The organism is Intestinicryptomonas porci, assembly GCF_033971905.1.
GTDB classification, from domain to species: Bacteria; Verrucomicrobiota; Verrucomicrobiia; order Opitutales; family Intestinicryptomonadaceae; genus Intestinicryptomonas; species Intestinicryptomonas porci.
Genome location: NZ_JALBUT010000010.1, coordinates 1 through 14,915, shown reverse-complemented (window position 1 = coordinate 14,915; position 14,915 = coordinate 1). Strand labels below are relative to the sequence as shown.

The 14,915-nt window shown below is 42.4% G+C and carries 10 protein-coding genes; 8 read left to right on the top strand and 2 right to left on the bottom strand.

All coding sequences use genetic code 11. The features are described 5' to 3' along the window. Positions 1-804, bottom strand: coding sequence for an IclR family transcriptional regulator (locus MOX91_RS08325; protein ID WP_370397621.1), 804 nt, complete (start codon positions 802-804; stop codon positions 1-3). A gap of 172 nt (positions 805-976) precedes the next feature. Here MOX91_RS08325 and MOX91_RS08320 point away from each other — a divergent pair, with 172 nt between their 5' ends. The 6 genes from MOX91_RS08320 (at position 977) to MOX91_RS08295 (ending at position 11,283) form a co-directional block, all read left to right on the top strand. Then, positions 977-4,489: an HzsA-related protein gene (locus tag MOX91_RS08320; protein ID WP_370397620.1), complete on the top strand. Its 3,513-nt coding sequence runs from the start codon at positions 977-979 to the stop codon at positions 4,487-4,489. Between the two features lie 234 nt (positions 4,490-4,723). Then, a complete protein-coding gene (gene xylA / locus MOX91_RS08315; RefSeq protein ID WP_370397619.1) occupies positions 4,724-6,037 on the top strand; it encodes a xylose isomerase in 1,314 nt (437 codons plus the stop codon). Between the two features lie 143 nt (positions 6,038-6,180). Then, positions 6,181-8,127, top strand: a complete 1,947-nt coding sequence (locus MOX91_RS08310; protein ID WP_370397618.1) for a glycoside hydrolase family 97 protein — start codon at positions 6,181-6,183, stop codon at positions 8,125-8,127. Positions 8,128-8,328: 201 nt separating this feature from the next. Further along, positions 8,329-8,616 carry a helix-turn-helix domain-containing protein gene (locus tag MOX91_RS08305; protein WP_370397617.1) on the top strand — a complete coding sequence of 96 codons (288 nt, stop codon included), beginning with the start codon at positions 8,329-8,331 and terminating at the stop codon, positions 8,614-8,616. Between the two features lie 64 nt (positions 8,617-8,680). After that, positions 8,681-8,938: a hypothetical protein gene (locus MOX91_RS08300; RefSeq protein ID WP_445972130.1), complete on the top strand. Its 258-nt coding sequence runs from the start codon at positions 8,681-8,683 to the stop codon at positions 8,936-8,938. Between the two features lie 356 nt (positions 8,939-9,294). Beyond that, the gene (locus tag MOX91_RS08295; RefSeq protein ID WP_370397616.1) at positions 9,295-11,283 is read left to right on the top strand and encodes a DUF2075 domain-containing protein; all 1,989 of its coding nucleotides are present in this window, start codon (positions 9,295-9,297) and stop codon (positions 11,281-11,283) included. A 331-nt stretch (positions 11,284-11,614) separates the two neighbouring features. On the opposite strand, the gene MOX91_RS08290 is transcribed toward MOX91_RS08295, so the two are convergent. Continuing rightward, positions 11,615-12,631: a site-specific integrase gene (locus tag MOX91_RS08290; RefSeq protein ID WP_370397615.1), complete on the bottom strand. Its 1,017-nt coding sequence runs from the start codon at positions 12,629-12,631 to the stop codon at positions 11,615-11,617. A 124-nt stretch (positions 12,632-12,755) separates the two neighbouring features. Between MOX91_RS08290 and MOX91_RS08285 the strand changes: the two genes are divergently transcribed. Further along, a complete protein-coding gene (locus tag MOX91_RS08285) occupies positions 12,756-13,532 on the top strand; it encodes a type II restriction endonuclease (RefSeq protein WP_370397614.1) in 777 nt (258 codons plus the stop codon). Beyond that, a complete protein-coding gene (locus tag MOX91_RS08280; RefSeq protein ID WP_370397613.1) occupies positions 13,532-14,599 on the top strand; it encodes a DNA adenine methylase in 1,068 nt (355 codons plus the stop codon). Before MOX91_RS08285 ends, MOX91_RS08280 begins: the two co-directional genes overlap by 1 nt. Positions 14,600-14,915 lie beyond the last annotated feature (316 nt).

Here is a 14,915-nt window from a genome sequence, read left to right as displayed (position 1 = left end):
TTACGCTATGTATCCCAATCGTTCGGAGATTTTTGCCGCGCTTGCGAGGACTTTTTTGCCAAGAGCGTCAAATTCGCTTTCCAAAATCCTGTGCGCGGGTCCCGTAATCCAAATTACTGCAACAGGGTAAGAGTGTGCGTCGAAAATGGGAGAAGCCACGCAATTTACGCCGTCAACGGCTTCTGAAGCATCGTATGCGTAGTTTAGTTTTGAAAATTTTTCAATTTGCTCCTTTAAAGATTGCACGTTTTCAACCGTGTTTTTTGCGCACTTTTCAAAATTTATTTTTGGAAGCAGCTTTTCCAAATCGGGCTTGGGTAGTGCGGAAAGCAATGCCTTGCCCGGCGCGGAGGCGTGCAGGGGGCTTTTCATGCCGAGTTTGCCTATAAAATTAAACGATGAAAGCCCGTATTCCTGCTCGACCATTACGCATTCGTTGTCCAAGAGAACGCCGAGCATTGTTGTTTCGCCGATTTCGTCGCGCAGATTGCGGACAACGTCAAGGCTTTCTTCTATTATGTTTGCGTCGCAGAGGGCGGGGTATGCAAGGGAGAGAATTTTGCGGGATACCGAAAAGGCGTCGGTTTCGGCGTTCTTTCGCAGATAGCCCATGTTTTCAAGCGTCATCAAAATTCTGAAAAGCGACGTTTTGTTACATTCTATTTTTTCGAGCATTTCGGGGAAGGTAATGCCCCCGCGTTCTTCGGACAGCATTTCCAAAATTTCGAACGCCTTTCTCAAATTTGGGATTTCGTAGCGTTTTCTGTTTGCTTTTGTGACTTGCGGCGTCTTGTTTTTTGTCATAATATGAAATAAGTTTATTTTTATCATTGGCATATTTGAGAAAAAATTACAATATCATTTTATGTTCTTTGCTTTTTTGAAACATTGGGCTTGACAAAGCTTTTCAATATATTAAAACTAAGTTTCAAAATTTGCAAACAGTATTGCGGGTTTTGAAAAAAGGAGGGATTTTATGAGAAATTTTATCGTAAAAACTGTTTTGGCGGCATGCGCATTCGTCTTCTGTTTCGGAGTGTCTGCGGAAGAAAAGCCTTATGTGCGCAAAGGTTCTCCGCGGTTTGGCGATTCTTATATGAATTTGCGCCTTCTTGTCAAAAATTCAGAGCAGGAAAAATTCGACAATCGCGAACCGGACGCGGCGGGGCTTTGGCGGTACAATGTCCATCCGAAGTTTCCGACGACATTCGGGGTTGCCGGCAAGGACGGTTCACAGCTTTTTTTGAAGGTAAAAGTCGGCGACAATTTGAAGGAGTCGATAATTTACATGCCGAACGGGAAGGCGTTTTTTACTTTGCCAAGCTCCGAGCAGGTTTCAAGCGATGAGCGCAAGGAAATCCCGAAAGGAGGAACAGACATCAGAATGTCTCCGCCGACATACAAGGAGCTTTCAGAATACCGCAACTTGGCGTTAAATCCTTACGACTTTCAAGATAAAGTTGCTGAAAACGACATTTTTTATCCGCACATAACCGCCTCCACCGAGTGCAGAAATGAATTGATTTTCAGGGCAAGAAACGCCGTTGACGGAGTTTTTGACAACAACAAGGGGCATGGCGGTTGGAAGCACCGCTCTTGGGGGCCCGAACAGGAAGAAAACCCTTGGATTAGGATAGACTTCGGCAGGCCTGTTGAGCTTGACAAAGTCGTGCTTACGCTCCGCGCGGATTTTCCTCATGACGAGTATTGGGAAAGGGGCGAGCTTGCGTTTTCCAACTCAAAAAAGACTGTTCCAATCAAATTTAAAAAAGTTGTGGAGCCGCAAGAATTCAAGTTTCCGAAAGTCAAAACAACCTATGTTGAGCTTCGCAATTTGAAGTGGAGCAAAAAGGGCTGGTGCGCTCTTTCCGAATTTGAGGCTTGGGGCAAAGACGTAATGCCTTTTTACAAAAAGGGAAAAAACGGCAGGTCCGCAAAATTTGCCGATGTCATTTCAGAACTTGAAACGGAAGGCGCAAACAAGACCAGAAATCTTTGGCTTTGGCGCATGATGGGCGAAAATTTCCCCGTCGATGCCGACCACTTTATGCGGGACTTCGGTTTTGAGCTTTCAAAATTGCCAAACGACGCCAAAAAGAGGGCGGAAATTTTAAAAAGTCTCGCGCAAAAAGCCTTGGGCGAAATAGAAAATCCAAAGGATTTTTTGAAAGAAAAAATCGCGAATGCAGAAACGCTGAAAGATTGTGCGGAAGCTTATTTGGAGGCTGCAAAGGCAAGAAGAATTGATTTCTTGTCGAAGCTTGACGGCAAGCCGCGCAAATTCGTGTATGTTGAAAGGTATCCGATTGCGCCGAGTTTTTATGGCTATACCGAAGCGGCTTCCGACGCTCGCGCCGAAATGCGTTTTGCGCCCGATTCCGCCCTTTGCATGCTTGAAGTCAAGCCCGACGGCTCTGTTTCGCGCGAAGTCTTGCTTTCGGACAAGGACGGAACAATCCGCGACCCCGACGTCTCTTACGACGGCTCTAAAATCCTGTTTTCCTGGAAAAAGTCCGCCCTTGAAGACGACTACCACATTTACGAAATGGACATCAAAACCCGCAAAATACGCCAAATCACAAGCGGGGCTTGCGCGGACATAGAGCCAAAGTATCTGCCTACGGGCGAGATTGTCTTCAATTCGACGCGGTGCGAGCAGGCTACCGACTGCTGGCTGACCGAAGTCAGCAACCTTTATATGATGAAGCCCGACGGTTCCTTTTTGCGCCGCGTAGGCTTTGACCAGGTTTGCACAACTTATCCCACGGTAACCGAGCAGGGAAACGTAATTTATACGCGCTGGGATTATAACGACAGAGGGCAGACTTTTACGCAGGCCCTGTTTTCAATGAAGCCCGACGGCTCTTTCCAGACGGAAGTTTACGGCAACAAGTCGTGGTATCCCACCACCATAAACCACGCGCGCCAAATTCCCAACACAAAAAAATACATTGCTACTTTGCACGGCCACCATACAGCCCAGCGCGGCAAGCTTGCCGAAATCGACACTTCAAAGGGCAGGCAGGAGGATTCGGGCGTCGAGCTTCTTGCGCCCCGCAGAAAGGAAAAGGCGGTTAGAATTGACGCCTACGGACAAAGGGGAGAGCAGTTCCAGTATCCGTTTCCGATTGAAGAAAACTTGTTTTTGGTTACATACCAGCAGATGGACGCCGACAACCGCTCCTATCCGCTACCTTACGGGCTTTATCTAATGAATAATGACGGCAGGCGCGAGCTATTGGCAAGGCATGATTATTTGGATTCAAAACAGGCGGTTGCCGTTGCGCCGCGCAAAATTCCCGAACTTGAAAAATCGAGGGTGGATTATACCAAGGACAAGGGCTATCTCTTCATCCGCAACATTTATTACGGAGACGGGGTTGAGGGAGTCGAAAAGGGGAGCATCAAAAAAGTGAGGGTCGTTAAAATAGACTACCGCAGGGCGCCCGTCGGCGGAATGAGCGGAAGAAACAACGAGGGCGGCGTCGGGGTCGCAAACCATGTATGCACGCCCATCGGTTTGGGGCAGGCGTCTTGGGACACAAAGGAAATTTTGGGAGAAGTTGATGTCGCGGAAGACGGCAGCGTGTATTTTGAAATCCCCGCCCGCACGCCCGTTTATTTTCAGCCCATAGATAAAAACGGAAACGCCGTCACCACTATGCGTTCATGGACTGCCATGCAGCCGAACGAATTTTATTCCTGCCTTGGCTGCCATGGCGACAGGGACACCCCGAACCCGATAAAGCTCAGAATTGCAAAAGGAAGAAAACCCGAGAAGTTGAAGCCTTTTTACGACATAAAGGGCGGTTTCAGCTTTCAAAAGCATGTTCAGCCGATTTTGGACAAACACTGCGTTTCGTGCCATAACGACAGGAGTGTTGCCCGCATTTTGACCGAAGACGGCAAGGAAAAGAAAAGCGTTGAATTTTTCGCGAAGACGGAGGGCAAAAAGTGGCTTGATCTTGAAGCCGAAAACCAAAAAAAGAGTGTGAGGGCGTTCAGTCTCCTGAATTATCCCATTGAAAACAAAAGGGCAAAGAGGATTTTTAACGACGCCTATTACAACTTGTTGCAGCCGCAAATGGAGCGAGGAGAGCCTACTTTTGCCGACTTTAAAAATCCGCTTGTAAACTGGCCCGGAATGCAGTCCATTCCGACTCTTCTTCCACCGTATTACAGGGGGGCGGCAAAAAGCGAGCTCCTTGCGATGTTAAAGCGCGGGCACGGAAAAACCAAAATCACGAGGGAGGAACTCGACAAGCTCGCCGCATGGATTGACCTTTACGTCCCATATTGCGGGGATTATTACGAGGCGAACACTTGGAACGAAAACGACATGAAATACTACAAGTATTACGAAAACAAGGGCAAGTCAAACGAAGATGCGGAAGCCGAGGCAATCGAGAAATACTTGAAAGGGGCGAAGGAAAAATCTGCGCGAAGGGAATCTTCAAAAAAAGCGCGGTTTGCCTCCGCCAAAAATTGAATTTTCCCGCCAATGGAAAAAGATAGATGGTTATAATGGCAGGGCGGAGTTTCGGATAGTTTTTTCGAAGCTCCGCTCTTTTTTTTAATATGTTATTTTTCATTTTTGCAATCAATATTGTTGACAAGAGGGCAAAAAATATCTTTTATTCCATTTCAATTTGAATGTGCAGTATAGTTTAGCACAGTTAACAGAATTTTTTAATAATAACAATCAACAAACAAAGGAATACAAATGGCAAAAGAATATTTTCCGTCAGTTGGAAAAATAAAGTTTGAAGGCAAGGATTCCAAAAATCCAATGGCTTTCCGCTATTATGACGCCGAAAAAGTGGTATTGGGCAAGAAGATGAAAGACTGGCTCAAATTCTCCATGGCATGGTGGCACACTCTCTGCGCTGAAGGCGCGGACCAGTTCGGCGGCGGCACAAAATCTTTCCCGTGGAACGGCGCGGCTTGCCCCGTTCAGGCTGCTAAGGACAAAATGGACGCAGGCTTTGAATTCATGCAGAAAATGGGCATCGAATACTACTGCTTCCACGACATTGACTTGGTAAGCGAAGGCTCTTCAATCGAAGAATACGAAGCTAATTTGAAGGCTCTTGTCGAATACGCAAAGCAAAAGCAGGCTGAAACGGGCATCAAGCTCTTGTGGGGCACTGCAAACGTATTCAGCCACAAGCGCTACATGAACGGCGCCGCCACAAATCCCGACTTCAATGTAGTTGCGCGCGCGGCGGTTCAAATCAAGAACGCCATTGACGCGACAATCGCTTTGGGCGGCACAAACTACGTTTTCTGGGGCGGCCGCGAAGGCTACATGAGCATCCTCAACACTGACCAGAAGCGCGAAAAGGAACACTTGGCAAGAATGCTTACAGCCGCCCGCGACTATGCGCGCGCAAACGGCTTCAAGGGTACTTTCTTAATCGAGCCGAAGCCGATGGAACCCTCAAAGCACCAGTACGATGTCGATACAGAAACCGTAATCGGCTTCTTGAAGGCTCACGGTCTTGAAAAGGACTTCAAGGTAAATATCGAAGTAAACCACGCTACACTGGCAGGTCATACTTTTGAACATGAATTGCAGGTTGCAGTTGACAACGGAATGCTCGGTTCTATCGACGCAAACCGCGGCGACTACCAGAACGGCTGGGATACCGACCAGTTCCCAATCGACCAGTACGAGCTTGTCCAGGCTATGCTCCAAATCGTTCGCAACGGCGGCTTAGGCAACGGCGGCACAAACTTCGACGCCAAGACACGCCGCAACTCGACAGACTTGGAAGACATCTTCATTGCCCACATCGCGGGCATGGACGCAATAGCGCGCGCTCTTGAAAGTGCTGCGGCAATCGTTGAAGACGGCAGGCTCTGCAATATGGTTAAGGAACGCTACTCTTCTTTCGACGCGGGCAAGGGCAAGGATTTTGAAGACGGCAAAATGTCTTTGGAAGACTTGGTAAAATACGCAAAAGAAAAGGGCGAACCAAGCCAGACAAGCGGCAAGCAGGAGCTTTACGAAGCAATTCTTGCAATGTACTGCTAATTAAAGAAAAGTTTTATTTTGAAAGAGACCCGAAAAAGGGTCTCTTTTTTTTGCATAAATATAACAGGCTTGACTTTTTTATATATTAACTTTTATTTTTATTTTAATTCAATCTGCTAACTTAAATCGGAAGGGAACTTATTATGAAAATATGGGGGATATTCGCGCTTTTTTGTTTTATGTTTGCGTCCGCGCATGGAAAGGCTTTTCCGCTTTCCTCTCCGGACGGAAAGCTGGACGCAGAAGTGGAAGTTTCGAAAACTTTGGGTTTTTCGATAAAATTCGACGGCAAGTCCATTGTGGAAAACTGCCAAATTGCCATGGATACAAGCTTGGGAAACTTCGGGGTAAATCCGAAGTTCGTTTCAAAATCGTTCTCGTCCGTAAAAAAGGAAATAAATCCTGTTTGGGCGAACAAAAACAAAATTTTGGATTCTTACAACCGCCTGCTTTTGAAGTTTGACGGTTTTTCCGTTGAATTCAGAGCCTACGATGACGCTTTCGCGTACCGCTTTATTTGCGACAAGAAAGGCGAAATAATCGTAAATAGCGAGACTGCGAAATATCCGTTTGACGGCGCGATGGACGCCTATCCCCAAAAAGTAGGCTCTTTCCACTGCTGGTTTGAAGACGTCTATAGAAGAATGAAGCTTTGCGAAATATCAAAGCATATGCCAATGGCTGCGCTTCCGTTTGTATTTGACGCGGGAAATGTGAAAGTGGCGATTTTGGATTCCGATGTTTCCGAATATCCCAAGATGAATTTGAAGTTTTCCGAAAACGGGGAAATTCAGGGCGCGTTTGCCCCTTATCCCAAGGAGTTTGAAAACAAGGGCAGGCTTTTCATGCCAAAATCCATAGAAGACTTTATCGCAAAAAGTTCCGCAGCGAGGACTTTCCCGTGGAGAGCGATGCTCTTTGCCCGCACCGATGCCGAGCTTGTCGAAAACTCCATTCAATACAAGCTTGCAAGCCCGTCAAAGATAAAGGACGCCTCTTGGATTGAAACGGGGACTTGCGCATGGGACTGGTGGAACGACTGGGGGCTTTTCGGCGTCGATTTTGTTGCGGGGCAGAATATGCCGACCTATAAATACTATGTCGATTTCGCCTCAAAATTCGGCATGAAATATTTTCTTTTGGACGAAGGCTGGATTGGCAACAACGATTTGGTTGCCACAATGCAACCTAAAATCGACATAAAAGAGCTTGTGAAGTACGCGGAGGAAAGGAACGTAAAAATTCTTCTTTGGACGCTTGTACGCCCGTTTGAAAAAGACGCCGTAAAAATTTTGGACAGGGCAAAAGAGTGGGGCGTTGCGGGGCTTAAAATCGACTTTATGGAGCGCGACGACCAGCAGGCTGTCGATTTGTTTGAGAAAATAGCGTCTCTTGCCGCAGAGCGCAAGTTGGTTGTGGATTTTCACGGCTGCGCTCCGTCTTCGGGGCTTCACAGAAAATATCCCAATGTCATAAACTTTGAAGGTGTGCGCGGCGGCGAAAACAACAAAGGCGGCGTTCTTTCGCCATCGCACAATGTAGATCTTGTTTTTACGCGCTCTTTGGCAGGTCCGATGGACTATACCCCCGGCGCCATGCGCAACCTTACAAAGGGGAATGTAAATTCAATGCCGAGTATGCCTAACGCAAGGGGGACAAGGGCGCATCAAATGGCAATGTATGTGTGCTATTTTGAACCCCTTAAAATGCTTTGCGACTCCCCTTCCGCGTATATGAAAGAGCCTGTTTGCGCGGCGTTTATGGCGCAATGCCCGACCGTTTGGGACGACACACGGGTGGTGGATGGAAAAATCGGCGAGTACGTTTTGATGCTTAGAAGAAGCGGCAAAAATTGGTATGTCGGGGCGATGTCCGCTGTCGATAAGGAAATAGAGCTTGATTTGGATTTTTTGCCCAAAGGCGAATTTACAATGGAAAGCTTTGCCGACGGGGTTAATTTTGAGCGTGTCGGCTTCGATTACAAGCGCGAAGTAAGGGACGTAAACTCGTCGTCAAAAATAAAAATCAAAATGACGAGATTGGGCGGCGGCTTTGTCGCCAAGATAACGCCAAAATCGGCAAAAAAGTAAAAGGCGCTTAACCGCTTTCAGAAACTCTCCAAGAAAGCGGTTAAATGCTTGTTTTTAAACACATAAAAATCGGCATAATTTGTTTTAATTTTGAAGCGGTCTTGAAACGCGAATTAAAATCTCCAGTGCATAAAATCTAAAGGAGTTAGAGAATCGGCTTAGGGGATGTAGAGTAGATGTTTTTCGACCAAGAAAAGCACTATGAGAAAACCGAAATACCGCCGTCTAACATACGACGATAGAAGAGTAATAGAGAACATGTGTAAAGCTAAACAAAGGCAATCGGAGATAGCAAATGCGATAGGGGTATTGCAATCTACCATATCCCGTGAATTATCACGCAATCGTGTTGAAGGCGTTTACACGCATGGCAGAGCATTTATGCGAACGTACTTGCGATTATTACTCAAGCCTAAAAAATATCTAATAGGAGGGAATGAAGCCGATATTTTAGAAACTTTTCTAAAGAAGAAATGGTCTCCAGAGTGAGCATAGAAAGCAGACCTGAGATAGTGAAAGATCTAGATTTGGGGATTGGGAAGGCGATTTGATAATGGGTAAAAATCACAAGGGTGCGATACTAACGCTGGTAGAGCGGCGAAGCAAGTATCTATGTGTAACTTACTTATCAGGGAAGGATGCGAAAGCTACGAAAAATGGCGTAATAAAGTTATTGCGCGGAATGAATGTGAAAACGATAACCTTTGATAACTGCAAGGAGTTTGCTTATCACGAAGATATAAGTAAAAAATTAAGGAGTGAAATATACTTTGTCCCCCCCATACACTTCTTACGAAAGAGGTCTCAATGAAAACACAAATAGATTGTTGAGACAGTACTTTCCGAAGGGAATGGATTTGAGAAAAGCGACGGAAAGGGAACTAAAATTTGCATTGAATGAGATCAACTCTCGTCCCCGAAAGACACTAAATTGGAAAAGTCCAAGCGATTATCTTCACGAACTAAAGTGCGCCGCCCCCTATGGGCAATTAGTAAATGAATCAATAACTTTAATCTTTACAAACAATCAACAATATCTAAAAACATCTACCGTCTGTTAGGCACTGGCGTTTTGAAAATAAAAATATAAATAAATCTGTTTCCTAAATAATAAATTTAACACGGCTTTTATTTTTAGACAATAGAGATATATCAAGAAAGTCTTATATGCGAAAACAAAATTCATATTATTCTGCAGATATAAAAGATTTTTTAAGGCAAACAACGGAAGAGATTCTTGGGATCATTTGTTCAAATTCAGAAAACTCTAACCTAGAGCAGCAACAAACTAATGCGTGGTGTATTCAGATTGACATATTAAAAAAGCAATTTGCTAATTTTAGCACAGGAAGGATTATCTTTGAATATATAATTCCCAGGATAGGTAAACGAATTGATGTTGTTTTTCTACACAGTAATATTGTCTTTCTATTAGAGTTCAAATGCGGCGATACGGAATATAGAGCTGCTGCTGTCGATCAGGTTTACGATTACGCACTAGATTTGAGAAACTTTCAGAAAGAAAGCGAAAATAGATTATTAGTGCCAATTATGATTCCTACAAAAGCCCATCATATAACTTGTGAGATTTCCGTACACGAAAAGATAATATCTCCATTAAAGTGTAATGAAAATAATATCGGAGAGGTTATCTGCAAAATATCCTCCATGTTTTCTGAACCAGAATTAGACTGTTTAGCTTGGGAAAATTCGGAATATTATCCGACTCCTACAATAGTTGAATCAGCACAAGCTCTGTATGCTGGACATAGTGTTCAGGAAATTACGCGTAACGATGCTGGAGCAATAAATTTGTCATTAACATCAAATCGTATTGAAGAAATTATAGAGTTTAGTAAACAAAATGCTAAAAAATCAATTTGTTTTGTAACAGGTGTTCCGGGAGCTGGAAAAACGTTAGTTGGATTAAACCTTGCAATCAAGCGTTCAGATGCAAAGGAAGGCGAACATGCAGTCTTTCTGTCGGGAAATTTCCCACTCGTGAGAGTCTTGCAAGAAGCTTTGGCAAGAGACTCAATTGCAAATGCAAAAATAAATAATATAAAAGTTAAAAAATCTGACGCGCTTAGAAAGACTGCAGCTTTTATACAAATAATTCATAAATATAGAGATTCTTTTGTTAATAACGATATAGTTCCTCCTGAACGAGTCGTGATATTTGACGAAGCGCAAAGGGCATGGACGCATGATATGATAAAGAAATTTATGCATACAAAAAAATGTGTTCCAAACTTTGAATACAGTGAACCCGAATTCTTAATCAGCACAATGAATCGTCATGAGGGCTGGGCTGTAATTATATGCCTTGTAGGTGGTGGACAAGAAATAAACACAGGAGAAGCTGGACTTCCTGAATGGCTTGATTCCATAAAACGGTCATTTCCAAATTGGGATGTTTATGTATCACCAAAACTAAACGATTCTGAATATTCGAGAAATCGCACCTTGTCTGAATTGTATGCAGGCTTAAATGTCCATGAGGAAGAGTTTTTACATTTATCAACCTCTGTACGTTCTTTTAGAACACCATATTTAGCCGCTTTAATAAAATCGATTTTAGATATGGACATACAGAATGCTAAAATTTTATATAATAAAATAAAAGATAGATATCCAATTTTCCTGACGCGTAATTTAAAAGAAGCGAAGGAATGGATAAAATCAAAATGTCATGGCACAACGCGTTATGGACTATTGGCAAGTAGTGGAGCATTGAGACTAAAGCATGAGGGTATTTTTGTAAAAAATGAAATTGATGTTGCAAATTGGTTTTTGAATTCCAAGGATGACGTCAGATCTAGTTATTATTTAGAAGATGTTGTGACTGAGTTCGATATTCAAGGGCTTGAGGTCGATTATTCAATCGTGGCTTGGGATGCGGATTTCCGTTTTAACGATGGAGAATGGACATATAATAATTTCAAGGGGAATAAATGGCAAAAGATAGTCTCTAACGATGCGAAATTATACTTAAAAAATGCATATAGAGTCTTACTTACTCGCGCTCGTCAAGGAATGGCGATATTTGTGCCTTATGGTGACGATAATGATGCCACAAGAAAACCCTCGTACTATGACGAAACATTTAAATACTTAAGATCCATATTTTGTGATGCCCCCAAAGGTGCTAGATAATTTAATAATTCTATGCAGTATCAATACTGTAGCGAGATATCAGCATTTGCTATATTATTATGTTCGTATAAACAAAGGAAATTTACTGAATAACCCTATAGAATCTGGGTCGGGTCCCTATTTGCCTTTGCGATGTCGAATTATCTTATTCGAGTATCTGTACCCGTAATTCTTCAAAATTTCATCACAACTTACTATTAGGATAAATATTAAAATACCTCTCGGCATTTTCCTTTGTGGCAATTCCGCGATAATGCTTGAATAGAATGTCCGTGACTTGGTGAGACATTATCAAAGCCGTATCTTGGAACTCTCTTTTCCATGCGACGTGCTAGCTTTCGAAACTGCGCCAGAAAGCATTGTGGGGCGGTATCCTATTTTGTGGGAATTTGCCATTCTCGTTTGGAGTTTTTAACTGTTTCCCATTCACGAGCAATCCCGCTCTGCGCAGGGTACTCTCTCGGCGCTTCTTCCATTTGCGTTCGCACCAACCGAAGGCGGTCTTGGGAGTTCGTTCGAGCCAAGCCCAGAGGTTGTCGGGCAGGTTTTCGATGTAGTTGCGCCGATTTTTCTTGGTCTTTTCGGCGGGAGTCAAAATGCCTTGCCGCATTGTTATTTCGTCGTAGGCGACTCTTGCTATTGCCGACGTTCTCATTCCCGCAAAAAGCCCCAACGCCATAAGCCCGCAAACTTCGGGATCTATCTTTTCGTTCGCCCGCAAAAGTCTTTCGGTTTCCTCTACTGTAAGAATGCCGATTTCACCCATTTCGATATTCGGGCAGTCGATGAGTTTTGCAACGTTCTTTGAGACAAGCTCGTGCTTTTCAAACCATCTCCAAGTGGCACAAAGGCACGAACGGTAGTTTTTGACGGTAATAGGCGCGTAGGGTAGGTTTTTTAGCCAGCCTTCAAGTTCGTCGCGCGTTATGTCTTCAACCTGACGTTCGCCGAACGATTCAACAAGCACTTCCAAAATTCGCCTGACGTGAATGAAGTGGGATCGGATTACCTTTGCGTTTGCCTGCATATCCCGCAAATACTCATAGCAGGCGTCCCACAATTTAAGAACGCGTTTCGCCGTATGGTTTCGTTCCCAAAATTCCCAAATTTCGCGGAATGTAATTTTGCCACGCATAGATTCGATTCGGGCAATGTCGGAAATCGTGTCCATATCCAACCTCATCAGGGATTGGAAAGACGACTTCTCCAAATAGTCGTTAGCCCGAAGGAATTCGTCGCGCTCGCGCTCCGTTTCAAAGAAACGCGAATGACGGCTTCCTTGTTCACACCAAGTAAGTTGATACGGAGATTTTCGACCTCCACAATATCTCTTTGTAATCTTCGCCATAGTGGCGTTATTATAACCCAAAACAACCCCTTTTGTCAAGATTATTATGGTATGATAGGAGATTGTTTTTTGTTGACTATAACAATGTAAAAAGGGAACATGACAATAAAATGGATTTTATTGCATGAAAAAAGAAACATTTATCACACTACTTCGTGAAACAGTAGAGGAATTTGCTAACCAAATTAGCACTGAAGATGGTAGTTGGGTTGTAAAGGGTTTTATCGATACCTATAAAAATATTTATACAATATCAGCAGACACGAAAGTTATATCGAAGATAATAGAATTGTATATATTTCCTAAAATATTAGAGTTCGCTTCTAAAAACAAGTTGGAAATTGAATTAACAAAAGAACAAAATTTTTATCCTGATATAACCTTCAAAGACGAGGATGGTAATCTGTTTGCTGTGGATCTAAAAAGCAGTTATAGAAAAGATTCTAATGATATTAACGGTATGACATTAGGCGCATTTACTGGTTATTTTCGAGATCGTAAGAGCGTAAAAAATATTACACACCCTTATGAAGAATATAAAGCGCATGTTGTTTTAGGGGTGATATATGACTCAATTCGTGATATTGACGAACGGAAAATATATTCATTGGATGAGTTGGATGAGATTGTATCGGTGATAAAAAATTTTAAATTCTTTGTTCAAGAAAAATGGAAAATAGCAATAGATAGACCTGGAAGCGGTAACACAAAAAATATAGGTTCTGTTAATAAAATTTTAGATTTAATAAACGGAAACGGAACTTTCGCTTCTCTTGGCGAAGCTGTATTCGATGACTATTGGACAAACTATTTGACGAAAGATATGGCAAAAGCAGCCGAACTAAGTGGACCATATTATAAAAATATTGCAGAATATAAAACTTTTAAACACATAAAGTAATGTCTTTTCAATTATGTTTGTTTGATGAATCAAAAAACCGAGTCGTAAAATTTCCCTCTACTCGTTATCAAGGTAGCAAGCTGAGATTTGCTAATTGGATATGGGAATGCATAAAAGATATTCCATTTCATACGGTATTAGACGCATTTGGTGGAACGGGAGCTGTTTCATTTCGCTTAAAACAAGAACAAAAAAAAGTAACATATAATGATATTTTGCAATTCAATTATATTATTGGGAAGGCACTAATTGAGAACAGGGATACTCTAATACAAGATTCCGATATTGATTATATTTTAAGTAAGCATTCAGCCGTCAAATATAAAAATTTCATATCAACCACATTCAAGAACATTTACTATACAGAAGAAGAAAACGCTTGGTTGGATACTATTATTGCAAATATTAGAACCATAGATAATCCTTACAAGCAAGCTATTGCGTTCTTTGCGTTATTTCAATCCTGTCTTATAAAAAGACCATATAATTTATTTCATAGAAAAAACCTTTATGTCCGATTAAAAGACGTAAAAAGATCATTCGGTAATAAAAAAACTTGGGATACTCCTTTTGAAATCCATTTTCGAAAATTTATCAAAGAGGCGAATTCTGCTATTTTTGATAATGGAGAAATATGTAAATCTCAAAATAATGATGTATTTGATATCTCGGGGTCTTTCGACCTTGTTTACATCGACACGCCTTATTTAAATGAAGTAGGGATAGGCGTAGATTACGCAGAATTTTACCATTTTTTAAATGGAATAGTCGACTACGATAATTGGCGAAATAATATCGATTATGAGAGTAAACATCTAAGATTCCTAAAAAAACCGAACGTATGGAATAATCCAGAAAAAATCTCTAAAGCTTTTGAAAAATTATTTATAAAATTTAGTAACAGTATATTAGTTGTTTCTTATCGATCTAATGGAACTCCTTCAATTGAAGATTTAATGAGCATCCTAAAACGCTTAAATAAACGAGTAAATATATTTTATTCACCTGAAATTAAATATGCTCTAAGTTCAAAAAAATCAACGGAGGTTTTACTCGTAGCCTATTAATTTTCAATATCGCGTTGAAAATGTGATGTTATGGTTTCGTCCTCAACGGATTTTGCGGAGACGATGTTGCGGTTTGTTCGCACATCTGAGCGTGAAACGTAGCAGTTGAACCCTGATGATGAAGCAGTTGCAAACGGGGTGTTGTACGCTCATCGTCAAAGGTAGTGGGATGAGGGTAGAAGAAGTAGAAAAAAAATGGAGGCAAAGAGGACGGAAGTCCTACAATGCCTCTGATGCTGTTTAGTTTTTATAGAGTAATACGAAGTTGGCGAAAAGGTCGAGACTTTTTTGCGAGGTTGGAATACAAACAAGACGG